This window comes from Saccharothrix algeriensis (assembly GCF_016907655.1).
Lineage (GTDB): Bacteria > Actinomycetota > Actinomycetes > Mycobacteriales > Pseudonocardiaceae > Actinosynnema > Actinosynnema algeriense.
The window spans coordinates 354,455-377,910 of sequence record NZ_JAFBCL010000001.1; the positions used below are offsets into that span (position 1 = coordinate 354,455).

The following is a 23,456-nucleotide window of genomic DNA, read 5'->3' on the forward strand; positions in this document are numbered from 1 at the left end:
GGCCACCGGTTCACCGCGCCGCGAAAGCTTTGCGCGGCAACGGCTCCCGGCTCACTTGCGGTTGTACAGGCGCATCGTCAGCACGCCGAACACCAGCGTGAACACCACGCCGTACCCCAGCGTCCACGCCATCGCCTGCCCGTCGAACCCGCCCGCCATCAGCGAGCGCACCCCCGCCACCAGCGTGGTGATCGGGTTGACGTCCACGAACGCCTGGAGCCAGCCCGGCATGGTGTCGGGGTTGACGTACACGTTGGACAGGAAGGTCAGCGGGAACAGCACCAGCATGCTGACGCCCATCACGGACTTCTCGCTGCGCATCAGCAGGCCGAACATGGTCCACACCCACGAGAACGCGAACGAGAACGCCACCAGCAGCGCCACGCCCAGCACCACGCCGACGAACCCGCCTCCGGGCCGGAACCCGAGCAGCAGCCCCACGAGCATGATGGTGGTCGACGCCAGGACGTAGCGCAGCAGGTCGCCCAGGATGTAGCCGACCATCGGCGCGGGCCGCCAGATCGGCAGCGTCCGGAATCGGTCGAACACGCCCTTCTCGATGTCGGTGTTCACCGCGACGCCGGTGTACATGGTGATCATCACGACGCTGGTCACCGTGATGCCGGGCACGAGGTACTGGATGTACTCCCCCGGCGAGCCGGCCAGCGCGCCGCCGAACAGGTAGGTGAACATCAGGATCATCATCACCGGGAACGCGGTGACGTCGAACAGCTGCTCCGGCACGTGCTTGATCTTCAGCACCGCGCGCCACCCGAAGGTCAGCGACGCCGACAGCGCGCTCGGGCGCCGGACCTCCTCGGAGGCCAGCAGCACGGCCGCCAGGTCGGCGGGCGCGGGCGCGGCCAGGGCCTCGGGTTCCTTGGTGACGGTCACGCCGCCGCCTCCTTCTTGTCGGTCAGGGCGAGGAAGACCTCGTCCAGGCTGGGCTGGCCGAGGGAGAAGTTGTCGACGGTGATGCCCTCGCGCGCCAGCTGCGCCAGCGCCTCGGCGGCCTGCTCGGTGGCCCGGCCGGACAGCCGGGCGGTCAGCGCGACCGGGTCCGGGTCGAGCTGCACCTCCGCGTCGAGCACCCGCGCCAGCAGGGCCTGCGCGGCGGGCCGCTGGTGCGCGTCGCGCAGCCGCAGGTGCACCGCGCCCACGCCCACGGACGCCTTCAGCTCGCCCTTGGTGCCCTCGGCGATGACCCGGCCGTGGTCGATGACCGCGATGCGGGACGCGAGCTGGTCGGCCTCGTCGAGGTACTGGGTCGTGAGCAGCACCGTGGTGCCGTGCGCGACGACCGCGCGGACGATGTCCCACACCTGGTTGCGGCTGCGCGGGTCCAGGCCGGTGGTCGGCTCGTCCAGGAACAGCAGGCGCGGGGTGGTCAGGATGCTGGCGGCGATGTCGAGCCGGCGGCGCATCCCGCCCGAGTAGTGCTTGACCTGCTTGGCGGCGGCGTCGGTGAGCCCGAACGCCTCCAGCAGCTGGGCGGCGCGGTCCTTGGCGCGCCGGCGCGGGTGGCCGGTGAGCCTGCCGAGCAGGACCAGGTTCTCGGTGCCGGTCAGGTCCTCGTCCACCGACGCGTACTGGCCGGTCAGGCTGACCAGCCGGCGGACCGAGTCCGGGTCGGCGCGCACGTCGTGGCCGAACACCCGCGCCTGCCCGTCGTCGGGCCGCAGCAGCGTGGCCAGCATCCGGACGGTGGTGGTCTTGCCCGCGCCGTTGGGCCCGAGCAGCCCGTAGACCGTCCCGGTGGGCACGGTCAGGTCGACCCCGTCCACCGCGCGGGTGTCGCCGAAGACCTTCACCAACCCCGAGGTTTCGATCGCGTTCACTGTGTTGTCCTCCCTCAAGAGACGTAGGGTCGGGCGCGCCGCGCGTCGCGCAGCGCGGTCGCCCACCAGATCAGCTGGTCGAGCATCGCGGTGGCCGCCCGGCGGCGGTGCTCGTTGTCCAGCGGGTCGTCCAGCAGGTTGACCCCCACGTTGTCGCGCATGGTCATGACGTGCAGCTCGGTGAAGACCGCCCGGAGCTGCTCGACGGCGTACACGCCCTCCGACCGGTGGCCGTAGGAGACGAACGCCGCCGGTTTGGCGTGCCACTCGTCGTAGGCGTAGTCGATCGCCTGCTTGAGCGACGCCGGGAAGCTGCGGTTGTACTCGGGCGTGACGACGACGAACCCGTCCGCCCGGTCGACCCGCGCCACGAACCGCCGCACCTCGGCGGTCGGCCGGTCGGGGTAGCGGGGCGGGAACCGGTAGTCCGCGAGGTCGACCACGTCGACCCGGACCCCCGGCCGCCGCCGGGCGACCTCCGCGGCCCAGTTCCCGACCCGGTCCCCGGCCCGGCCCTGGCGCGTGCTGCCGATGATCACCGCGATGCGCAGCGGTTCCACCCCGACACCCCCTCCCACGCCCTTCAGGCGCGAGACGGCCGCTAGGTGGGATCTAGCGGGCCGGGCGGGGGCGCCCCGCGGCAGCGCGCGAAAAGGGCGGCCCGCCGGGTCGTCCCGACGAGCCGCCCTCTTCCCGCGGTCAGATGCGGCAGGTGTCCAGCGAGCTGACCAGGATGGCGCGCGCGCCGACCCGCCACAGCTCGTCCATGATGAACGGCGCGTCGTCGCGCGGGACCAGCGACCGCACCGCCACCCAGCCCTCCCGCGCCAGCGGCGACACGGTCGGCGACTCGATGCCCGGCACCAGCTCGAACGCCTCCTCCTGCGCGCTGGCCGGGCAGTCGAAGTCGAGGATCACGTACCGGCGCGCGATCAGCACGCCCTGCAGCCGCCGGTGCAGGATCTCCACGGAGCGGACCGCCGACGGCGTCCCCTCCACCGTGTCGCCCTGGATCAGCACGGCCTCGGACTTGAGGATCGGCTTGCCGAACGTCTCCAGGCCGGAGGTCTTCAGCGTGACGCCGGTCTCCACCACGTCGGCGATGGCGTCGGCCACGCCCAGCTCCACGGCGGTCTCCACCGCGCCGTCCAGCCGCACCAGCTTGGCCTCGATGCCCTGCTCGGACAGGTGGTGCTGGACCAGGTTCGGGTAGCTGGTCGCGATGCGCTTGCCCGACAGGCCGGCCTGGTCGGAGATGCCGCCGGGCCGGGAGGCGAAGTAGAACGACGCCCGGCCGAAGCCCAGCGGGAGGATCTCCTTGGCCGACACGGTGGAATCGAGCAGCAGGTCCCGGCCGGTGATGCCGACGTCCAACGACCCCTCCCCGACGTACACCGCGATGTCGCGCGGCCGGAGGAAAAAGAACTGCACGTCATTTGACGGGTCGGCCACGATCAGCTCGCGCCCGGACCGATGGACCCGGTACCCCGCTTCGGCCAGCATTTGCGCCGCGGGAGCACTCAACGAGCCCTTGTTGGGCAGGGCGAAGCGAAGAGGAGCCATGGCCCGCAGTCTCCCACACCGCGCCGGAGCCCCTGACCTGGACCCGGTGCGGTGTCCCAGGTCCTGGAACGGGTGCGCGGCGCACGACGGCGGGCCGCGCGCGAGTGCGCCCCGGCGCGCCGGTCGACCGGCTTTCGGCGTGGTGCCCGCCGGATTCGGGCGGCCGGGGTCGAAATAGCCGGGCGGCCGTCGCGCAACCGGACGCGCGGCCCCTATCGGGTTATTCCGCGACTATTGACCGGGCGGATCCGAGGCCGTGACCGCGCCGGTCCCCGCTCACCCGGGCGGGCGCCCGCCGCGTCACCGCCCCGGCGGGCCGGGTGGGGCCGGCGGCGGGCCGGACCACCCGGCGGGACCGCCGCCGGCCCGGGGGCCGGGAAGCCCCCGGGCCGGTGGCGGTCCGCGCTCAGCCCTCGGGCGTGGTCCTGGCCAGCAGCCGGTCGAACGGCACGAACCGGTCGGCGGGCGCGGCCGGCGCCCGGCCCGCCAGCAGGCCCGCCAGCTCGCCGGCGGCCCGGTCGACCCGCTCGGTCAGCCCCTGCGGCGAGCCCCAGTCCGCGGACGCCGCGTAGACGGCGGTCGGCGCCACGTTCGCCTTGAGGTAGGCGAACAGCGGGCGCAGCGCGTAGTCCAGGACCAGCGAGTGCCGCTCGGTGCCGCCGGTCGCGCCGAGCAGCACCGGCTTGCCCGCCAACGACCCCGGCTCCAGCACGTCCACGAAGGACTTGAACAGCCCGCTGTAGGAGGCGTTGAACGTCGGGGTGACCGCGATCAGCCCGTCCGCGCCGACGACGTCGTCCACCGCGGCCTTGAGCCGGGGTCCGGGGAACCCGGTGACGAGGTTGTCGGCCACGTCGCGCGCGAGGTCGCGCAGGCGCACCACGCGCAGCTGCACGGGCAGCAGGGCGCCGACGCCGGCGGCGAGCCGGTCGGCCAGCAGGTGGCTGGACGACGGCTCGCCCAGCCCGGCCGACACCACGGCGAGCGCGGTCACCGGGCCACCGCCCGGCGCAGCGAGGCGTGCGTGGGCGCGTCGGGCACGTCGGCCGGGCGGCCGGCCGCGAACTCGCGGCGCAGCACCGGCACGACCTCGCCGAGCAGGTCGAGCTGCTCCAGGACCGTCTTCAGCGGCAGGCCGGCGTGGTCCACCAGGAACAGCTGGCGCTGGTAGTCGCCGAAGTGCTCGCGGAAGGACAGCGTCTTCTCGATCACCTGCTGCGGGCTGCCCACGGTCAGCGGCGTCTGGGCGGTGAAGTCCTCCAGGGACGGTCCGTGGCCGTAGACCGGCGCGTTGTCGAAGTACGGGCGGAACTCGCGCACCGCGTCCTGGGAGTTGCGGCGCATGAAGACCTGCCCGCCCAGGCCGACGAGGGCCTGGTGCGCCGCGCCGTGGCCGTAGTGCTCGAAGCGCTCCCGGTAGAGGCCGATCAGCCGGATGAAGTGCTCCTTGGGCCAGAAGATGTTGTTGGCGAAGAAGCCGTCGCCGTAGTAGGCCGCCTGCTCGGCGATCTCCGGGCTGCGGATGGAGCCGTGCCACACGAACGGCGGCACGCCGTCCAGCGGCCGGGGCGTCGAGGTGAAGGACTGCAACGGGGTGCGGTGCCTGCCCGCCCAGTCCACGACGTCCTCCCGCCACAACCGGTGCAGCAGCTGGTAGTTCTCGACGGCCAGGTCGATGCCGTCGCGGATGTCCTTGCCGAACCAGGGGTACACCGGCCCGGTGTTGCCGCGGCCCAGCATCAGGTCCACCCGGCCGTCGGCCAGGTGCTGGAGCGTCGCGAAGTCCTCGGCGATCTTGACCGGGTCGTTGGTCGTGATCAGCGTGGTGGCGGTGGACAGCACCAGCCGCTCGGTGCGCGCGGCGACGTAGCCGAGCAGGGTGGTCGGCGAGGACGGCACGAACGGCGGGTTGTGGTGCTCGCCCGTCGCGAACACGTCGAGGCCGACCTCCTCGGCCTTCAGCGCGATCGCGACCATGGCCTTGATGCGCTCGGCCTCGGTCGGCGTCCGCCCCGTGGTGGGGTCGGGCGTCACGTCGCCGACGGTGAAGACCCCGAACTGCATGGTCGCTCCTCGGTTGCGGTCGGGCGGCCCGCGGCGGCCCGGTCGCTATGTGGTTGAAATGTCAACTACTTGAACAGTACCCCCGGGGCGGCTATTCCGCCGCCACCGGGTGGTCGGGGCCACGCCCGGCGGCGCGCGGGGGGCGGCTTGTTAGTTGAACATGGGATTCATTAGCATGTGACGGTGACCGTCACCCACGACGCGCCCGCGCGCGACTTCGACCGCTACCTCGCCGCCCGCCTGCTGTCCGTCGCGGGCGCCCTGGTCTCGGTCGTGGCGCTGCCCGTGCTGGTCTACCAGCTCACCGGCTCGGCCGGGTGGACCTCGGCGGTCGCGATGGCCGAAGCCCTGCCGTACCTGGTCTTCGGGCTGCTCGCGGGCGCGGTGGCCGACCGGGTCGACCGCCGGCGGCTGATGGTGGCGATGGACGCGGTGGTCGCGTGCGGGCTGGTGACCGTCCCCCTGGCGTGGGCGGCCGGCGTGCTGACCGCGCCGCACGTGGTGGCCGTGGCGTTCCTGGCGCAGACCGCGTTCGTGTTCTTCGACGCGGCCAACTTCGGCGCGCTGCCCGCCCTGGTGGGCAAGGAGGGGCTCACCGCCGCCTACGCCCGGCTGTTCGGCCGGTCCACCGCGGTCGAGCTGGTGGTGCCGGCGCTGGCGGGCCTGCTGGTCGCGACCGTCGCCCCGGCCGCCCTGCTCGCGGTCAACGCGGTCACCGCCGCCGGTTCCGCCCTGCTGGTGCGGGCCATCCGCGGCGCGCTGTCCACCCCGCGCGCCGACGACACCACCCTGGCCCGCGACATCGGCTCCGGGCTGCGGTTCCTCTGGACCGACCCGGTCGTCCGCACGCTGACGCTGATCGGCGCGACGCACTCGGCGGCGGCCGGCGCCTGGGTGGCGGTGCTGGTGCCGTGGGCGGACCGGGTGCTCGGCGTCGCGCCGTCGGGTGACGCGCGCCTGGCGGCGCTGTTCAGCTGCTGGGGCGTCGGCGCGCTGCTGGCGTCCCGGCTGCTGCCCGGCCTGGCCGCGCGGTGGGGCGGGGCGCGGCTGGCCCTGGGCGCGCTGCCGGTGTCCCTGCTGTGCGCGGGTTCCGCGCTGCTGAGCACGCACTGGCTGCCCGCGTGCGCCGCCGCGGTCGCCTGGGGCACGGCGCACTCGACCGTCGTGCTGAACGCGATCACCTACCGCCAGCAGGTCTGCCCGGCGGAGCTGCAGTCGCGGGTCAACACCACCGCCCGGATGCTGTCCTGGGGCCTCGGGCAGCCGGCCGGCGCGGCGCTGGCCGGGTCGGCCGCCGTGCTCGCCGGGCCGCGCGCGGGGCTCGCCGCGGGCGTCGCCGTGCTGCTGGTCGGGGTCGTGCTGGCCTGGGCCACGCCGACCCTGCGGCGGGCCGCGGGGCTCACCGCCGGCCGCTAGACCACTTCCAGCGGAACCCGTAGCGGCCCGGCCCGAAGTCGAGCGCGACGCCCAGCAGCGTGCCGCCGGCGTCCACCTCCACCCGGCGCGCGACCTCCCCGCCGGTGTCGGTCACGTGGTACTGCTCGCACTCCACCGGGCGCGCCAGCGGGTCGAACTCGATCTCCAGGGCGTACTCGCGCACCGGCGCCCGGAACCGCCGCCCGCAGTCCGCCGCGGGCGGGTACGGCGGGCGGTTGACCAATTCGTGCTCCACGACGATGCCCTCGCCCCGGCACAGCGGCCGGTCGAACAGCAGCTCCGCCACCACCAGGCCGGCGGCGGGGTGGGCGACCGACCGGCCCACCGTGCAGTGCCGCAGCGCCCTGACCAGCGGCGCGGGCCGGGCCGGGTGGTCGACGTGCACGACGACCACCCAGCGGTCCGCGCCGTCGACCTCCGCGCGCAGCACGTGCCGCGAGCGGGTGACGCGCTCGCCCCGGTCCGGGCCCACGGTGACCACGTCGTGCTGGCTCAGCCGGGTCAGCCGCCCGTCCCGGCCGGCGTCGACCTGCCGGATCGCCCAGTCGACCTCGTCCGGGTCGGGCCACTCCGGGCTCATCGGCAGCGGCTGGTCGGCCGCCCGCTTGAGCCACCGGCCGCGCGGCCGGGGCGGCCCCAGCAGGCCCGCCAGGTACCCGCTGGGCAGCGCCAGGATCTCCTCCAGGTGCCCGATCGCGGCCAGCGACGAGCGGCGCTCCGGGCGGCTGCGCCCCGACTGCCAGTAGCTCAGCGTCGCCAGGCTGACCTTGACCCCGTGCTGCGCCAGGTGCTCGCGGATGCGCTCCAGCCCCAGCCCGCGCTCCGCGATGGCGGCCCGCAGGGCGCTCGCGAAGGTCTCCGTCCGCGCCGTGTCCATAGCAACTCCCCCTTGCCGCCCGGACAACGGTATTGCGCCACCGGGGAGCAGGGGAATGGCTTCAGGCCCGCTGTTCAGGTCCGGATGCCCGGCCCGACCGGCCCGCCGACGACGAACAGGGCCAGCGGCAGGTCCTGTTCCGCGGCCCCGACGAGGGCTTTCACCGCGTCGTCCGCGAAACCCGCGACGGCGCAGCACGGCAGGCCCAGGGCGGTCGCCACGAGGTAGAGGTTCTGCAGCGCGACGCCCGCGTCGAGGTGGGCCGTGCGGTGATGGCGGGGGCCGTACTTCGCCAGGCCCGGCCCCATCCGTCCGGTGAGGACGATCACGGCGCGGGCGCGGCGGGCGAACTCCTCCTGGGCGAACACGCCCGCCAGGTCGGCCTTCCCCACCGGGCGCAGCGCGTGCGGCTCGCGGAGGTACTCGCAGACCTCGCCGTCCAGGACGACGTGGACGCCCAGCGACGGCAGCCCGCCCGCCGTGGGGTTGAGGCCGAGCACGTGCGGCGGCACGTGCCGCTGCACGCCCACCGCGAACCGCAGCAGCCCGCTGAGGTCCCGCCGGTCCAGCGGGCCGTAGGAGTAGCGCGACCGGCGGGACCGCAGCGCGTCGGTCAGCCGCGCCGTCGGCTCCGCCGGGTCCGGCAGCGCGATCACAGGAACGGCGGCGGGTCGGGCACGAGCGACGAGGTGTCGCCCCAGCGCGGCAGCCCCAGGTAGCGGAACGCGGCGGGCGCGTTGGGCACCAGGCCCGTGGCGCACACCCGCACCACCCGCAGCCCGGCCTCGGCGACGTCCGGCGTGGTCAGGTCCGCGGTCGCGATCCGGTTGCCGCCCAGGCTCTCCAGCAGACCGGCGAGATTCCCTCCCGGTTGGACTGTCGGTTGGAGCGCCGCCCAGCGGTGCGGCTCGGTGAAGCGGTGCAGCAGGTCCTCCTGCACCCGCGGGTCGAGCCAGACCTGCACCTGGGCGCCGAGGTCGCGCACCCGCGAGTAGCCCTCGCCCGCGTCGTCGCGGTACCGGCGGTCCGCGCGGTGCGGCAGGTACAGGCCGCGGGCGAGGATGCCGGCGTCGACGGAGCGGAACACCCAGCCGTCCGCGTCGAGCAGGCCCTGCGTGAACACCCACGTGTGCACGGCCTCCAGCACGGCCTTGGTGCACGCCTCCACCGGGTCGAACCGCGCCGCTCCCCCGCCGGCGACGATGCCGGTGGCCGGGTCCACGACGACCGCCGCCACGCACGCCACGGGGTGCTCGGTGGGCAGCTGCACCAGGTGGACCTCCAGCGGGCAGCCGGCCAGCTCGGCGGCCAGCCCGGGCACGTCGCGCACCGCGATGCCGGTCGTCGGCGCGCCCAGGTGCCACCAGCGCTCCAGGGCGTCGCGCTCCACCAGTTCCAGCAGGGCCCGGGTGAACGCGTCCTCGGCGCTGACGCCGGTGGCGATGCCGGCGTAGTTCAGGTGGTGCAGCCTCGGCTCGGACCGCCGCTCGCCGGAGTGGTAGTTCAGGTGAACCCACGACGCCGGGAGCAGGCACGGCTCGCCGGCCTCCTGCCCCCGCGCCCACGCGATCGGCAGGTCGTCGGTGAACGGCTGGTACGGGAACCCCTCGGCGGCGTGCTGCCAGGGCGCGAAGAACGGCAGGTCGGCGGGGCCGAAGTGGCGGATCCCGGCGGCGCGCAGCTCCGCGGCGGTCGCCGTGCGCAGGCCCGGCGGGACCCGGTTGCCGCAGTAGCGCTCCACCGCCTCGCCGACGGCCGCCGCGCGGGCGGCGTCCACGTCCCCGAACGTCGTGCCGAGGCTGACCCGGTCGGCGGGCCACGCGCCGAGCCGCCGCGCGTCGGCCACCTCGGCGGTGACGGCGCGGTAGCGGCGCGGCACGCCGGGCACCGGCTCGACGTCCACGAGCCTGCGCACGATCCCGGTCAGCGGGTCCACCAGCAGCGGCGCGGTCACGATGCGATCTCCTCGGGTAGGGCGGCGGCGGGCACGGCGCCCGCCCCGGCGGGGTGCCAGGGCAGCAGGGCCCGGGCGCGGCGGACTTCGCGGTGGCTGGGCAGCAGGACCGCCGCCCGGACCGGGTCCTGTCCGGTGTGCGGGTTGCGGGCGTGCCGGGGCCAGTGGTGCCCGGCCACCTCGACGCGCAGGCGCGCGCCCTCGGGGACGGCCAGGCCGACCGGCGGCAGGCGCAGGGTGACCTCGCGCGGCACGCCCGGCTCGTGGGCGCTGCGGGTGACCGCGTGCGCGAGGTGGACCCCGTCCAGGGACAGCCGCGCCACCCAGTCCGCGTCGGGCGCGTCGGCCACGGCGTCGAGCGCCAGCACCGCGCCGCCGCGCAGCTCCCCGGCCGGCAGGGGCGGCGTCAACAGCACGGCGCCGGGGTCGTCGGTGATCGGCGCGCCGAGCGGGACCGAGCGGAACGGCCGCGCCGGGTCGGCGTGGAAGCGGCCCGCCACGACCTCCAGCTCCACGGCGGTGGCGGCGTCGGTGTGGCGGCGCCAGCCGTCGACGGCGTAGAAGACCTTGTCGCCGCGCAGCCGGTCGAGGGCGCGCGCCCAGGCGAGGTAGAGCGCGCCGACGCGGCGGCCGGCGAGCGCGGCGCCGGGGTCGCGGGCGTCCAGCTCGTGCGCCCAGGGGCCCAGGACCAGCCGGGTCGGCCCGCCCCAGCGGCGGGCCAGCTCCTCGGTGTCGGCGGCGAACGGGTCGAGCAGGCCGCCCACGGCCAGCAGCGGCATCCCGAGGCGGGGCAGCGCCCGCCACAGCTCCGCGGTGCGCTCCGGGGCCGCCCACAGGTCGTCCCAGCCGGACACCAGGTCGAGCACCGGGGTGCGGGCCAGGTCGGCGGAGACCGGGGTCGCCGCGTGCTCGCCCCACCAGCCGACCCGGCACGCCAGCCGCGCCGCGCCGCCGGGTTCGCGGGCGGTCTCGCCCAGGCCCAGGGCGGGCACGGCGGCGAGCACGCCGACCACGGCGTCCGGCCGGGCGATGGCGGCGGTGACCGCGCAGTAGGCGGCGTAGGAGGAGCCGGCCGCGATGACGCGGTGGAAACCCAGGCGCCGCAACGCGTCCACGACGGCGGCCCCGTCGACCGCCTCCTGCCGGTAGGGGCGGAACCCGCCGGTGGAGCCGTGCCGGCCGCGCACGTCGCCCACCGCGCAGGAGAACCCGCGGCGGGCCCAGGCGTCCGCCTCGGCGAAGTGGTGGTGGCGCCCGTAGGGGGTGCGGATCAGCACGACCGGGGCGTCGCGGTCGGCCGTGACCAGGGTGTGCGCCAGGCCCGCCACGGTGAAGTCACGGCGCGGCGCGCTCATGTCGCGCGGTTCCCGCGACGCGCCGACGGGGGTCGCGGGCGCACCGGTCCGCGGGGCGGTGGCACGGGGCGCCACCGAGCGGCTTCAGGGCGCACTGGCGGGCACCGGCAGCACCGGGTGGTCGGCGATCGCCCCGGTGTCCAGGTCGAGCACGCGCAGCCGGCGGTCGGCCGGGATGGCGTGCGGGGTCAGGGAGTTCGCCGTCGCGGGCGCCCCGGTCGCCCAGCGCGCCAGGTCCTTGGCGGCGAGCGCGGCGACCAGCAGCAGCTCGGCCGGGTCCGGCGCCTCGTCGCCGAGCACCGCGTCGCGCCCCGCCCAGTAGGCCGCCAGGTGCCGGTGCCCGGACCCGGCGGCGGCCAGGCGGCGGGCGCGCACGTCCCGGTGGGACACGCCGATCGGCTCCAGCAGCGCGTGCCTGCCCTCGCGGCTGACCCGCTGCCAGCCGACGCCGTGCCCGACGAGGGCGTCGAGCTCCAGCCACCGCTCGGGGGCCGGGCCGTCGTGCCACGCGCACACCGCGGCCGGACCGGTGGCGAGCACCGCGTCGAGGTCGGACCCCGGCGCCAGCACCACCGGGCGCGCGCCCGCCAGGCGCAGGGCTTCGGCGAGCGGGTCGGCGTGCTCGGCGAGGACGGCGACGGTGCGCCGGTCGACCGGCCAGCCGGTCCGCGCGCCGAGGTGCCCGGCGTGGTCGAACGCGGCCAGCTCGGGCGCGGCCGGGGCGTCGGCCCGGGTCAGCGCCGCGCGGACCCCGCCGAGCGCCGCCTCGGGCAGGGCGACGGAGAGCAACTCGCCCGCCGCGTCCCGCAGCACCGCGCCGGTCGGGCCGGTGAACAGCGCCGTTCCGGGTTTGAGGGTCTTCACGCGCACCTCCGGGTAGGGGTCCGGGGCCGCCGGTGCGGCGGCCCCGGAGCGGCATCACTCTTCGTCGCCGCCGTCGAACGGGTTCTCCACCAGCGCGTTGCTGTGGCTGGCCGAGTTGTGCGGCAGCAGGCGCTCGGTCTCGACGCTCTCGAAGATCTGCTCCACGGACGTCTCCTCTCCGGTTGTTGCGTTGTCGGTCGGTCGACCACCACCAACCTAATCCGGAACGACAACCATTTTCAATACCCCATTGGTCGTGATCCACAGCACTTCGCCCGCGAGGCCGTAGACGTCGCGCAGCAGCGCGGCGTCGACCACCTCGGCCGCCGCGCCGTCGGCGTGCACCACGCCCTCCCGCAGCGCCACGACGCGGTCGGAGTAGCGCGCGGCCTGGGCCAGGTCGTGCAGCACCGACACCACGGTCAGCCCGCGCTCCCGCTGCAGCGCCCGGACCAGGTCGAGCACGTCGAACTGGTGGCGGATGTCGAGGTAGGTGGTGGGCTCGTCGAGCAGCAGGACCGGCGCGTCCTGGGCCAGCGCGAGGGCGAGCCGCACGCGCTGGCGCTGCCCGCCCGACAGCCGCTCGACCGGGGTGTCGGCCCACTGCGCGACCCCGGTGTCGCGCAGCGCCGCCCGCACCTGGGGGTCGTCGGCGTCGCCGAGCATCCCCAGCGGCCCCCTGGCCGCGTACCGGCCCTGGCGCACGAACTGGCGGACGGTCAGGCCGTGGACGTAGGGCGTCGCCTGCGGCAGCAGCGCCAGGCGGCGGGCCACGGCGCGGCGCGGCAGGTCGGCCAAGGGCGTGCCGTCGAGCCGGACCACGCCCTCCGACGGCGGCAGCAGGCCGGCCAGGACGCGCAGCAGGGTCGTCTTCCCGCTGCCGTTGCGGCCGATGAGGCTGACCCACTCCCCCGCGCCCACCGCCAGGTCCACGCCGTCGAGCACGGTGTGCCCGCCGAACCGCACGCGCACCCCGTCGGCGCGCAGTGGTGTCACCCGATCCCTCCCGTTCTCCTCGCCACCAGGATGAGCACGCCCGCGCCCAGCAGGGCCGTGATGGCCCCGGCGGGGACGTGCACGAGTTGCCCGACCGCGTCGGCCGCCGCCACGGCCGCCGCCCCGGTGAGCGCGGCGGCCGGCACCACGTGCCGGTGCACCGCGCCGACCAGGCGGCGCGCGACGTGCGGCGCGAGCAGCCCCACGAACGCGGTCGCGCCCACGGCGGCCACCGCCGACGAGGTGGCCACCGCCGCCAGCAGCAGCACGGCGCTGCGCCAGGGCGCCACCGCCAGGCCGACGGCGTGGGCGTGGTCGTCGTCCACGGCCAGCACGTCGAGCACGCCGCCCAGCGCGGTCGCGACCACCAGGACCAGCAGCGCCGCAGGCCACAGCGGCGCGAGGTGCTCCCAGGTGCGGCCGACCAGCGAGCCGAGCAGCCAGCGCGACACCGCGCCGGCCAGCTGGGGCCGGGCGGTCAGCAGCACCAGCGTCGTCCCGACCAGCACCGCCGACACGACCACGCCGCGCACCGCCACGTCGCCGGAGACGCCCGCCAGCAGCCACAGCACGCCGCCGCCCACCACGCCGCCCACGAGGGCCGCCGCGGCCATCGGCAGCGGCTGCGCGGCGACCCCGCCGACGACGGAGGCCGCCACCGCGCCCAGCACCGCGCCGGAGCCCACGCCGGTGATCTCCGGCGAGGCCAGCTGGTTGCGCACGGCCGACTGCAGGATCGCGCCCGCCACGCCCAGGCACGCGCCCGCGCACAGGCCGACCAGCACCCGCGGCGCCCGCAGCTCCAGCACCACCATCCGGGCGTGGTCGTCGTCGCCGAACAGCGCGCCCAGCGTCGCACCGGTGGCGCCCACGCTGACCTGGGCCAGCGCGCAGAGCAGCACGAGCAGCGCCAGCGCGGGCAGCCGCCACCGCGGCGCGCCCGGCCTCACGCGCGCCTCCGCGCCAGCAGGCCGACGGCCACCGCCGCCAGCGCCGTCAGACCGCCCACCGGCAGCTCCACCGGGTACAGCGCGGTGCGCGCCACCAGGTCGGCGACGACCACCACCAGCGCGCCCAGCAGCGCCGTCACCCCCGGCGTCGGCCGCCCGACCCGGGCCGCCAGCCGGGGCGCGAAGAACCCGACCCACGCGACCGGGCCCGCCGGCCCGACCACCACCGCCACCAGCAGCGAGGCCACCCCCAGCACGGCCAGCCGCACCCGGCCCGGCCGCAGGCCCGCCGACAGCGCCTCGTCGTCGCCCAGCCGCAGCACCCGCACCCGCGGCAGCACCAGCGCCACCGCCGGCACCGCCAGGACCAGCCCCGCGGCCACCGGGCCGAGCGTGCCCCACGTCGTGCCGGTCAGCGACCCCAGCAGGTAGCGCACCAGCACGCCCTGCTCGCGCGAGTCGGTCATCGCCGTGGCGGCGAGCAGCACCGCCTGGCACGCCGACCCGACGGCCGCGCCGATCAGCAGCACCGCCGCCGGCCCCGTCGCGCCGCGCACGGCCAGCAGCGTCAGCGCGCCGCCCGCCGCCGCGCCCAGCAGCGCGAGCGAGAGCGGCGCGCCGGGCAGCGCGACCCCGAAGGCGACCGACGCGCCCACCGCCGCCGCCGCGCCGCTGGACACGCCCAGCAGCTCGGGCACGGCGAGCGGGTTGCGCAGGGCTTCCTGCAGCAGCAGGCCCGCCGTGCCCAGGCACGCGCCGGCGATCGCGCCCAGCAGCAACCGGGGCGCGCGCAGCTGCCACACCACGACCTGCTCCAGCTCCGTGGTGGGCGCCAGCACGACCGGCTCGCCCAGCGCCAGCGACCCGAGCACGGCCGCCACCGCGACCGCCGCGAGCAGCCTCAAGCGGCGACCTTCGCCACGGCCTCGTCCACGACCGCCGACAGGCTGCGCAGCCCGCGGCCCGAGCCCCACAGCTTGGCGTGCATCTCGTGCACCCGCTGCCCCCGCACGGCCGGGATCTGCCGCCACACCGGGTTGTCCGCCAACTGGCCGCTCAGCGTCCGGTCCTCGGCGGAGAACAGCAGCGAGTACACGAAGACCACGTCCGGCTGCTTGGCGAGCAGCTCCTCGACGCTGTAGTTGTTGGCCGTGTCGACGTCGGCCCCCTTGGCGGGGAACGGGTAGGTGAACAGCTGCCCCAGCAGGTGGCCCTTGAGCGAGGCGGTGGTGTCGACGCCGATCGAGTCCGCGCTGCCGTACATCAGCAGCACCTTCCTGGCCGACCGGCCGTCGCCGTGCGTCGCGGCCACGGCGTCGGCCAGGTGGCCGCGGAAGGTCTCCTCCGCGCGCACGGCCTGGTCGGTGCGGCCGGTCAGCGCGCCCAGCGCCCGCAGGTAGCCGACGGACTCCTCCCAGGTGGCGGGCTCGGCGGTCCACAGCGGGGCGAACTTCTCGATGGCGGGCCGCAGCGCGTCGTGCACGCCGGGCAGGCCGATCACCAGGTCGGGCCTGAGCCCGGCGATGGCCTCGACGTCCTCGCCGCCGAACGTGCCGGGCACCACGGGGACCGCCCGGCCCGCCTCGCCGAGCAGCGCCGGGTGCGTGATCAGGGCGGCGTTGCTGGTGCCCACCGGGGTGAGCCCGAGGTCGACCACCAGGTCGTCGCACAGGCCGTTGAGGCAGACGATCCGCTCGGCGGGCTCGTCCAGCTCGACCCGCGTGCCGTGCGGGTCGGTGATGCTCAGCGACGCCGCCAGCGGCTCGGCGGTGCGCACGACGGGCGTGGCCCGCGGCGTCTCCTCGGCGGGCGCGGCGGTGCAGCCGGCGGCGAGCAGCCCCGCCGCGACCACCAGGGCCAGTGTCCTCATCGGGCGTCCTCCAGCCAGGTCAGCAGGGTCGCGGCGTCCCGGCGGAACGCCTCGGGCGAGTCGTCGGGGACGAACTCCAGCAGCACCTGCCGGTCCCGGCCGTCCTCGGCGAGCAGGGCCAGCAGCGGGCGCCACAGGTCCGCGCGGGCGCCCAGCGGCAGGCGCTCGGTGAAGCCGTCCGGGCCCCAGGAGAACGCGTGCACGGCGGCCAGCCCGGGCAGCAGGGCGGCGACCTCGGCCAGGCACCGGTCCACCTCGGGCGACTCGCGCGGCTGCCAGTGCGCCACGAGGTCGGCCTCGGCCAGCAGCCGCACGGCGGAGTCGAGGTCGTCGGTGAGCGAGGAGACGTGGTGCTCGGCGGTGACCGCGACGCCGCGCGCGGCGGCCAGCGCGGAGCAGCGGCGCAGGTCGGCGGTGATCGCGGCGCGCTCGGCGGGCCCGACCTCGGCCGAGCCCCGCACCCCCGCCCAGACCCGGACGCGGGGCGCGCCGAGGGCTTCGGCGGTGGCCAGGACGGGCTCGAAGTCGGCCGGGTCGCTGTCGCCGGGCTTGTAGTACGAGCCGTAGGTCCCCACGGCCAGGCCGTTGTCCCGGCACAGCCGGGCGGCGCGGGCCGCGCCGGCCAGGTCGCCCGGCGGCACGTGGACGTCACCGCCCCACTCGACCACCCCCAGCCCGGCGTCGGCGGCGAGGCCGACGACCTGGTCGACCGGTCTGTCCCGGAAGGTGACCGAAGCCAATCCTGCGGTGATCATGGGCGCCCTTCACTCGTGCGGGTGAGGGTGCCATACTTACTGAATATGACTGTCGTTATCAAGCCCGAAACGGGGGACACCGGGCGCGGCCGGCCGGGTCAGCGGCGGGCGGCCACCACGGCGCTGTCGCCACGCCGCCACACCACCTCGGCGGAGCGGGAACCGGTCCGGCGCAACGCCTCGGCGTGCCGGCGGGCGGGCGGGTGGAAGGCGGCGGAAGCGCCCTCGACGCGACTTCGGGCGGCTTCGGCCGGGCTCGGGTGCGCGAGCGCCACCCGCCGCCGCGCTCGCCACTCCCGCCACGCGGCCGGGGCGGCTTCCGGCGGCGCCCCGGGCGGGACCGCCGGGTCCGGGCCTGGCTCCGGACCCTGGTCCTGGTCCGTGGCGCGACCGGGAGCGACCGCCGGGTCCGCGGCGCGGTCGGTCGCCGCAGACCGGGCGGCGGGCGCGGTCGCCGCGCGGTCGGGCACCCGGTCGGCGAAGGCGCCGCCCGGCCGCGGGAGGCCGCGGATCTCGCCGCACAGCGCGCCCAGGCGGTCCAGGCCGAAGCAGCGCGGGGCCGTGCCGGTCACCACCGCGTCGAAGCGCGGCAGCCCGTCGGCCCAACCCGGCGCGCCCGGGTCCGCCCGCACCACCGGCACGCCGAGGGCGGCGCGGGCGACCTCCAGCAGCACCGGGTCGACGTCGAGCAGCGTCACGCCGGCGAGGCGGGACGCGATCGCGCCCGTCCCGCCCGCCAGGTCCGGCACACCGCCCCGGACTCCGCCGCGACCGTCCTCGCCACCCCGCGCCGCGCCGCCCGGGTTCCCGCCGTCGCGAGGGTCGCCGAGCAGGGCCCGAACGGCCCGGACCCGCTCGGCGACCGCGAACGCCTCCTCCCGGTGCGGGAGGAAGGGCTCCTGTCGGCGGTTCCCCTCACGTCGCGGGCGCCGCGCCGCCTCGCGGTCCGGGGTCGTCACGCCTCACAGCCCGACGACCGCGGTTCTCATCCCCGCTCGACGAGGTGCCCCACCACGTCCGGGCCGGGGTGGGCGTGGCCCGAGCCGTCGCGGCGGTGGTCGACGGCGGGCAGCTCCACCGGCGAGCCGTTGGCCGCCGCGCCCGCCGGCCGCGGCCCCACCCACGCCAGCACCAGGCCGCCCTCCCCCTTGAGGAACCGGTGCGCCCGCACGCCGCCGGTCGCCCGGCCCTTCGCCGGGTACTGCGCGAACGGCGTCACCTTCACGCTCTGCCCGGTCGAGGTGACGACCACGGGCTCGCCGTGCTCGTCGTCGTCGGTCCGCACCGCGCCGAAGAACACCGCCTTCGCGTCGCCGGGCAGGGTGATGCCCGCCATGCCGCCGCCCTTGAGCCCCTGCGGGCGCACCAGCGCGGCGGGGTAGCGCAGCAGCGCGGCTTCCGACGACACGAAGACCAGCGACTCCTCCGCGCTGCCCAGCCACGTCGCGCCGACCAGCTCGTCGCCGTCCTTGAGGCTGATCACCTCGAACTCGTCCGACCGCACCGGCCACTCCGGCGCGCAGACCTTCACCACGCCCTGCCGGGTGCCCAGCGCCAGCCCCGGCGACCCGGCGCCGGACAGCGGCGCGATGCCGACGACCCTCTCGCCCTCGGCCAGGTCCACCAGCTCGGCGGCCGACATGCCGCCGCTGAGCGACACCGTGCCGCTCTGCTCGGGCAGCACCGGCAGCGGCAGCACGTCGGTCTTGACCGCCCGGCCCCGGTTGGTCACCAGCAGCACCTGGCCGCGCGCCGTCGTGTGCACGAGCGCGGCCACGGCGTCGTGCTTGACCCGGCCGTTGCGCCGGCGCGCCTCGGAAGCCTCCTCCGACTCCGCCGCCGTGCGCGCCACCAGCCCGGTCGCCGACAGCACCACCTGGCACGGGTCGTCGGCGACCTCCAGCGGGCCGGCCGGCCGGGACGCGGCCAGCACCTCCTTGAGGTCGCCGTCCAGCAGCACCGTGCGGCGCTCCTGGCGCAGGTCCTTGGCGACCTTGGCCAGCTCGGCGGACACGACCTTCTTCAGCTCGCGCTCGTCGTCGAGGATCTTCGACAGCTCCGCGACCTCGCCGCGCAGCCGCTCCCCCTCGGCCTCCAGCTCGATCGAGTCGTAGCGGGTGAGCCGGCGCAGCGGCGTGTCGAGGATGTAGGCGGCCTGGACCTCGGAGAGCCGGAAGGACTCGACCAGCCCCTCCTTGGCGGCCTGGGCGTTCTCGCTGCCGCGGATCAGCTTGATCACCTTGTCGATGTCGACCAGCGCCCGGAGCAGGCCCTCGACCAGGTGCAGGCGGTCCTCGCGCTTGCGGCGGCGGTACCGGGTGCGCCGGGTGACCACCTCGTAGCGGTGCGCCAGGAACACCTCCAGCAGCGCCTTGAGCCCCAGCGTCCGCGGCTGCCCGTCGACCAGCACCAGGTTGTTGATGCCGAAGGACTGCTCCATCGGCGTCAGCCGGTACAGGTCGGCCAGCAGCGCCTGCGGGTTGACCCCGACCTTGCACTCGATCACGACCCGCGTGCCGTTCTCGCGGTCGGTGAGGTCCTTGACGTCGGCGATGCCGGTCAGCCGCTTGGACTTGGTGACCTCGTCGGTGATCTTCTCGATGATCTTCTCCGGGCCGACCCCGTAGGGCAGCTCGGTGACCGTGATCGCCTGGCGGCCCCGGCTGCCCTCCAGCGGGCCGGTCGCGACCTTGGCCCGCATCCGCACCACGCCGCGGCCGGTCTCGTACGCCTTGCGCACCTCGTCCAGCCCCAGCAGCACCCCGCCGGTGGGCAGGTCCGGGCCCGGGATGAACTCCATCAGCTTGTCCAGCGACGCGTCCGGGTGCGACACCAGCCAGCGCGCGGCGGCCACCACCTCGCCCAGGTTGTGCGGGATCATGTTGGTCGCCATGCCGACGGCGATCCCGGACGTGCCGTTGACCAGCAGGTTCGGGAAGGCCGCCGGCAGCACCGAGGGCTCCTGCAGCGAGCCGTCGTAGTTGGGCCGGAAGTCGACGGTCTCCTCGTCCAGCTCCCCGACCAGCAGCATCGCGGCGGAGGACATGCGCGCCTCGGTGTAGCGCGACGCGGCCGGCCCGTCGTCCGGGCTGCCGAAGTTGCCGTGCCCGTCGACCAGCGGCGTGTTGAGGGAGAAGTCCTGCGCCAGGCGGACCATCGCGTCGTAGATCGCCGTGTCGCCGTGCGGGTGGTACTTGCCCATGCAGTTGTGCACGACGTGGCCGGCGACGACGAAGGCGTGCTCCCGCGTGCCGACCTGGATGTCGTAGGTGGTGTCCGGCGCGGCCGGCTCCACGGCCACGACCTCGCCGTGCGACATCGCCGCGGGCAGGTCGGCGGTGCGGGCCGCGCGGATCACGCCCACCAGCTCGTCGTGGCCGGTCCGCGTCCAGCGCAGCAGCGCCGCGGCCAGGGCGGAGGCGTCGCGGCCGGCGACGCGCAGCCCGCCCGCCTCGCGCCGCACGCGCACGCCGGCGTCGGCCAGCACCGCGCGCAGCCCCTCGTCGGACCCGGCCAGGACGACCTCGCCCGCCGGGGAGACGCCGCCGGCGGCGTCGAACAGGCCGGCGACGCAGGGCGCCCACCGGGCGCGCTCGCGCAGCACGGCCGCGGGCACGCCCCCGACCGCCGCGAGCAGCGACTCCTCGCCCTCGAACTCCAGCACGCCCCACTCGCGGCCCTCGGCGTCCCGGTGCTTGTCCCGGCGCACGGCCACGCCGTGCTCGATCGCCCAGCCGTGCGCCACGTCCAGCGGCCCGTCGGCGGTCGCGGTCACCCGCACCCGGCCGCCGCCCGCCGCCACGCCGCACCCGGCGACCAGGCCCAGCACGTAGGCGCCCGCGTCGCCGCCGTCGGCGACCAGCGCGGCGTGGCGGGCCGCGCCGAACCCGGTGGTGCGGCGGCCGGCCAGGTCCCGCGCGGCGGTCCAGCCGCCGTCCTCGGTCCGGAACCGCTGGCCCGGGGTGACCAGCAGGGTGTCGCCGTTCGCCCACACCACGCGGACCAGCTCGGACACCGGGTTCTCGTAGACCTCCACCACGTCGGCGGGCCGCCCGGCCGGGTCCAGCACCCGGTCGCCGACGCCGAGGTCCTCGATCGGGCGCAGGCCCTCGGGCGTGGACACCAGGGCGCCGCGCACGAAGCAGTCGCCGACCACGCGGGAGGACTTCACGTACGGGCTGGTCGGCCGGTGGCCCTGCTCGTTCATCGAGAACAGGATGCGGCGGTGCACGGGCTTGAGGCCGTCCCGCGCGTCCGGCAGCGCCCGCGAGTGGATCACCGAGTACGCGTACTCCAGGTAGGAGTCCTCGATCTCGGTGGTCAGCGAGTTGTCGAACACCCGGGCGCCCGCGCGGTCGAAGGCGGACGGGTCGACCCTGGTCGTGGGGGTCTTGCGGCGAGCCACTTTTTCTCCTGCGTCAGACGTCGATCGCGGACTGGTCGACCCGGGCGGCCGACTCGACGAGCCACGCCCGGCGCGGCTCGACCTTCTCGCCCATCAGCAGCTCCAACGCGGCCTCCGCGGCCTCCGCGTCGTGCATGGTGATGCGGCGGACGGACCGGGTCGAGGGGTTCATCGTGGTCTCCCACAGCTCGTCCGCGTCCATCTCGCCGAGGCCCTTGAACCGGGGCACCGGCTTGACCACCGACTTGCCCGCCTTCTCCAGCCGGGCGACGGTCTGCTCCATCTCGCGCTGCGTGAAGGTGAACCGGGTCTCCGGGTTGCGGCCCCTGGTCACCACCTTGTGCAGCGGCGGCATCGCGGCGTACAGCCGGCCGTCCTCGATGACCGGGCGCATGTACTTGGCGAACAGCGTGATCAGCAGCGTCCGGATGTGCGAGCCGTCGACGTCCGCGTCGGCCATCAGGATCACCCGGCCGTAGCGCATCGAGCCGAGGTCGAAGGTGCGCCCGGTGCCCGCGCCGAGGACCTGGACGATGGAGGCGATCTCGGCGTTGCGCAGGGTGTCGGCGAGGCCGGCCTTCTGCACGTTGAGGATCTTGCCGCGCAGCGGCAGCAGCGCCTGGTACTCCGAGACCCGCGCCATGCGCGCCGAGCCCAGCGCGCTGTCGCCCTCCACGAGGAACAGCTCGCTGCGGGCCACGCCGGTCGTGCGGCAGTCGACCAGCTTCGGCGGCATCGCCGCGCCCTCCAGCGCCGTCTTGCGGCGGGCGGCGTCCTTCTGCTGCTTCTGGGTCAGGCGCACGCGGGAGGCGTCGACCACCTTCTGCAGGACGACCTTCGCCTCGGCCTTGGTGCGGCGGTCCTCCGTCCACGCCCTGAGGTGCTTCTCGACGACGCCGAGGGCCACCTTCGTGATGCCGGCGGTGGACAGCTCGTCCTTGGTCTGGGAGGTGAACTGCGGCTCGGGGATGCGGACGTGCACCACCGCCGTCATGCCCTCCAGGACGTCCTCCAGGGTCGGCGGGTCCTCCTTGGGCTTGAGCAGGCCGCGGGTGCGGCCGATGGCCTCCTGCACCGCCTTGAGCACCGCGCGCTCGAAACCGCGGCGGTGGGTGCCGCCGTGCACGTTGCGGATCGTGTTGGTGAAGCACTCCACGGTGCGCTCGTAGCCGGTGCCCCAGCGCAGCGCGACCTCGACCTCGGCCTGGCGCTCGACCTTGGAGCGCATCACGCCGTTCTCGTCGGCGGCGTTCTCGTGGTAGACGCCCGTGCCGTTGACCAGCAGCGTGCCGGAGACCGGCTTCTCCCCCGCCGGGGCCAGGAAGTCGACCATGTCGGCCAGGCCGCCCGGGTAGTGGAAGGTCTCCTCCGCCGGCGCGCCGCCGGTCGCGTCGCGCAGGACGTAGGTGACGCCGGGCACCAGGAACGCCGTGTTGCGCAGCTTGGCGCGCACCGCTTCGACGTCGAGCGCCGCGCCGTTCTCGAAGTAGCGGGCGTCGTGCCAGTAGCGGATGGACGTGCCGGTGCGCCGGGTGCGGCCGGTGACGCGCAGGCCGGACTGGCGGGTGAACGCCGCCTTCGGGCCCGGCCCGTCGAACGTGCCGGGCACGCCGTGCGCGAAGGACATCTCGTGCTTGCGGCCCTCGCGCAGCACCACCACGTCGAAGCGGTGGGACAGGGCGTTGACCGCCGACGCGCCGACGCCGTGCAGGCCGCCGGAGGTCTTGTAGCCCGAGCCGCCGAACTTGCCGCCGGCGTGCAGCCGGGTGAGCACCAGCTCGACGCCGGACAGCCCGGACTTGGCGTGCACGCCGGTCGGGATGCCGCGGCCGTCGTCGTCGACCTGGACGCTGCCGTCGGCGTGCAGGGTCACGACGACCTTCGTGGCGTGCCCGGCCACGCCCTCGTCGGTGGAGTTGTCGACCACCTCGGTGAACAGGTGGTTGATACCCCTGCTGTCGGTGGACCCGATGTACATGCCGGGGCGCTTGCGAACCGCTTCCAGACCTTCCAGGTGGGTCAGGTCGTCGGCCCCGTACAGGATCTCAGCGGTCACCGGGTCGTTCTCCCCAGGTCTTGATGTGCGTGCGGCGGTCCACGGTAGAGGAGGGTAACTTCCGGGTACGACAATCTCGTACACACGACGGGGAATCACGTCGCGGTCCCTCCCGGGCCCGGTCGCGCCCGGTCGTCCTCGCCGGTCGCGGCGTCGACCGTACACGCACCGCCGACCGGCGCGGCGCAGCGGCGGGCGGCGGGGTCCCGGGGGGTCGGGCGGGCGGCGCGGGGTGTTCGGGTTCACGCGCGGCGGGGCCGGCGCGCCGGTCGGACCATCCACTGTGGACAGCAGGGCCGGGCGGACGGGGCGCGGGGCCCCGGTGCGGCAGGCCCCGGCCGGCAGGGCCGCACGAGGCGGGCCGGGTGCGGGACGACCGCAGGTGGCCCGGCGGTGGGATGTGCGGCGGCAGTGGCCCGGCGGCGGGTGGGATGGCGGCGGGCGGTGCGGCGGCGGGTGGGATGGCGGCGGG

At 75.8% G+C, this 23,456-nt stretch carries 21 protein-coding genes; 1 reads left to right on the forward strand and 20 read right to left on the reverse strand.

Annotated features, from left to right (window positions below):
- Positions 1-51 precede the first annotated feature (51 nt).
- The 6 genes from JOE68_RS01365 to JOE68_RS01390 all read right to left on the reverse strand — a co-directional run bounded on the left by JOE68_RS01365 (position 52) and on the right by JOE68_RS01390 (position 5,465).
- Complete coding sequence (locus JOE68_RS01365; protein ID WP_204840522.1) at positions 52-894, reverse strand: ABC transporter permease; 843 nt, start codon at positions 892-894, stop codon at positions 52-54.
- Positions 891-1,838, reverse strand: coding sequence for an ATP-binding cassette domain-containing protein (locus JOE68_RS01370; protein ID WP_307819421.1), 948 nt, complete (start codon positions 1,836-1,838; stop codon positions 891-893). The genes JOE68_RS01365 and JOE68_RS01370 overlap by 4 nt, the downstream gene beginning before the upstream one ends.
- A gap of 14 nt (positions 1,839-1,852) precedes the next feature.
- Positions 1,853-2,398, reverse strand: a complete 546-nt coding sequence (locus JOE68_RS01375) for an NADPH-dependent FMN reductase (protein ID WP_204840524.1) — start codon at positions 2,396-2,398, stop codon at positions 1,853-1,855.
- Between the two features lie 139 nt (positions 2,399-2,537).
- A complete protein-coding gene (gene hisG / locus JOE68_RS01380) occupies positions 2,538-3,401 on the reverse strand; it encodes an ATP phosphoribosyltransferase (RefSeq protein WP_204840525.1) in 864 nt (287 codons plus the stop codon).
- A gap of 406 nt (positions 3,402-3,807) precedes the next feature.
- Positions 3,808-4,395 carry an FMN reductase gene (locus JOE68_RS01385; protein WP_204840526.1) on the reverse strand — a complete coding sequence of 196 codons (588 nt, stop codon included), beginning with the start codon at positions 4,393-4,395 and terminating at the stop codon, positions 3,808-3,810.
- Entirely contained in the window at positions 4,392-5,465 is a 1,074-nt protein-coding gene (locus JOE68_RS01390) for an LLM class flavin-dependent oxidoreductase (RefSeq protein ID WP_204840527.1), read from the reverse strand. The genes JOE68_RS01385 and JOE68_RS01390 overlap by 4 nt, the downstream gene beginning before the upstream one ends.
- Positions 5,466-5,648: 183 nt before the next feature.
- Here JOE68_RS01390 and JOE68_RS01395 point away from each other — a divergent pair, with 183 nt between their 5' ends.
- Positions 5,649-6,881 (forward strand): MFS transporter, encoded by a 1,233-nt coding sequence (locus JOE68_RS01395; protein ID WP_204840528.1) that lies wholly within the window; start codon positions 5,649-5,651, stop codon positions 6,879-6,881.
- Here the strand turns inward: JOE68_RS01395 and JOE68_RS01400 are convergent.
- The 14 genes from JOE68_RS01400 to JOE68_RS01460 all read right to left on the reverse strand — a co-directional run bounded on the left by JOE68_RS01400 (position 6,865) and on the right by JOE68_RS01460 (position 22,984).
- Positions 6,865-7,779, reverse strand: a complete 915-nt coding sequence (locus JOE68_RS01400; RefSeq protein ID WP_204840529.1) for an XRE family transcriptional regulator — start codon at positions 7,777-7,779, stop codon at positions 6,865-6,867. The genes JOE68_RS01395 and JOE68_RS01400 overlap by 17 nt on opposite strands.
- Before the next feature lie 74 nt (positions 7,780-7,853).
- On the reverse strand, positions 7,854-8,435 hold the full coding sequence (locus tag JOE68_RS01405; protein WP_204840530.1) for a SagB/ThcOx family dehydrogenase: 582 nt from the start codon (positions 8,433-8,435) through the stop codon (positions 7,854-7,856).
- A complete protein-coding gene (locus JOE68_RS01410; RefSeq protein WP_204840531.1) occupies positions 8,432-9,733 on the reverse strand; it encodes a YcaO-like family protein in 1,302 nt (433 codons plus the stop codon). The genes JOE68_RS01405 and JOE68_RS01410 overlap by 4 nt, the downstream gene beginning before the upstream one ends.
- A complete protein-coding gene (locus JOE68_RS01415) occupies positions 9,730-11,088 on the reverse strand; it encodes a CocE/NonD family hydrolase (RefSeq protein ID WP_204840532.1) in 1,359 nt (452 codons plus the stop codon). Before JOE68_RS01415 ends, JOE68_RS01410 begins: the two co-directional genes overlap by 4 nt.
- Positions 11,089-11,172: 84 nt before the next feature.
- A complete protein-coding gene (locus tag JOE68_RS01420; protein ID WP_204840533.1) occupies positions 11,173-11,952 on the reverse strand; it encodes a hypothetical protein in 780 nt (259 codons plus the stop codon).
- Positions 11,953-12,006: 54 nt separating this feature from the next.
- A complete protein-coding gene (gene amiA, locus JOE68_RS31630; protein WP_307819423.1) occupies positions 12,007-12,117 on the reverse strand; it encodes a streptamidine family RiPP in 111 nt (36 codons plus the stop codon).
- A 51-nt stretch (positions 12,118-12,168) separates the two neighbouring features.
- Positions 12,169-12,948, reverse strand: coding sequence for an ABC transporter ATP-binding protein (locus tag JOE68_RS01425; protein ID WP_307819424.1), 780 nt, complete (start codon positions 12,946-12,948; stop codon positions 12,169-12,171).
- The gene (locus JOE68_RS01430; RefSeq protein ID WP_307819426.1) at positions 12,945-13,898 is read right to left on the reverse strand and encodes a FecCD family ABC transporter permease; all 954 of its coding nucleotides are present in this window, start codon (positions 13,896-13,898) and stop codon (positions 12,945-12,947) included. Before JOE68_RS01430 ends, JOE68_RS01425 begins: the two co-directional genes overlap by 4 nt.
- On the reverse strand, positions 13,895-14,803 hold the full coding sequence (locus tag JOE68_RS01435; RefSeq protein WP_204840534.1) for an iron chelate uptake ABC transporter family permease subunit: 909 nt from the start codon (positions 14,801-14,803) through the stop codon (positions 13,895-13,897). Before JOE68_RS01435 ends, JOE68_RS01430 begins: the two co-directional genes overlap by 4 nt.
- Positions 14,800-15,768, reverse strand: coding sequence for an ABC transporter substrate-binding protein (locus JOE68_RS01440; RefSeq protein ID WP_204840535.1), 969 nt, complete (start codon positions 15,766-15,768; stop codon positions 14,800-14,802). The genes JOE68_RS01435 and JOE68_RS01440 overlap by 4 nt, the downstream gene beginning before the upstream one ends.
- Positions 15,765-16,523: a sugar phosphate isomerase/epimerase family protein gene (locus JOE68_RS01445; protein WP_204840536.1), complete on the reverse strand. Its 759-nt coding sequence runs from the start codon at positions 16,521-16,523 to the stop codon at positions 15,765-15,767. The genes JOE68_RS01440 and JOE68_RS01445 overlap by 4 nt, the downstream gene beginning before the upstream one ends.
- A 98-nt stretch (positions 16,524-16,621) precedes the next feature.
- Positions 16,622-17,482, reverse strand: coding sequence for a class I SAM-dependent methyltransferase (locus tag JOE68_RS01450; RefSeq protein WP_204840537.1), 861 nt, complete (start codon positions 17,480-17,482; stop codon positions 16,622-16,624).
- A 26-nt stretch (positions 17,483-17,508) separates the two neighbouring features.
- The gene (locus JOE68_RS01455; protein WP_204840538.1) at positions 17,509-20,928 is read right to left on the reverse strand and encodes a DNA topoisomerase (ATP-hydrolyzing); all 3,420 of its coding nucleotides are present in this window, start codon (positions 20,926-20,928) and stop codon (positions 17,509-17,511) included.
- Between the two features lie 13 nt (positions 20,929-20,941).
- Positions 20,942-22,984, reverse strand: a complete 2,043-nt coding sequence (locus JOE68_RS01460) for a DNA gyrase/topoisomerase IV subunit B (RefSeq protein ID WP_204840539.1) — start codon at positions 22,982-22,984, stop codon at positions 20,942-20,944.
- Positions 22,985-23,456 lie beyond the last annotated feature (472 nt).

Excerpts from the sequence above, each read along its gene's own strand:
- hisG (WP_204840525.1), bottom strand. The coding sequence starts at position 3,401 with ATGGCTCCTCTTCGCTTCGCCCTGCCCAACAAGGGCTCGTTGAGTGCT.
- JOE68_RS01390 (WP_204840527.1), bottom strand. The coding sequence starts at position 5,465 with ATGCAGTTCGGGGTCTTCACCGTCGGCGACGTGACGCCCGACCCCACC.
- JOE68_RS01400 (WP_204840529.1), bottom strand. The coding sequence starts at position 7,779 with ATGGACACGGCGCGGACGGAGACCTTCGCGAGCGCCCTGCGGGCCGCC.
- JOE68_RS01415 (WP_204840532.1), bottom strand. The coding sequence starts at position 11,088 with ATGAGCGCGCCGCGCCGTGACTTCACCGTGGCGGGCCTGGCGCACACC.
- JOE68_RS01440 (WP_204840535.1), bottom strand. The coding sequence starts at position 15,768 with ATGAGGACACTGGCCCTGGTGGTCGCGGCGGGGCTGCTCGCCGCCGGC.
- JOE68_RS01445 (WP_204840536.1), bottom strand. The coding sequence starts at position 16,523 with ATGATCACCGCAGGATTGGCTTCGGTCACCTTCCGGGACAGACCGGTC.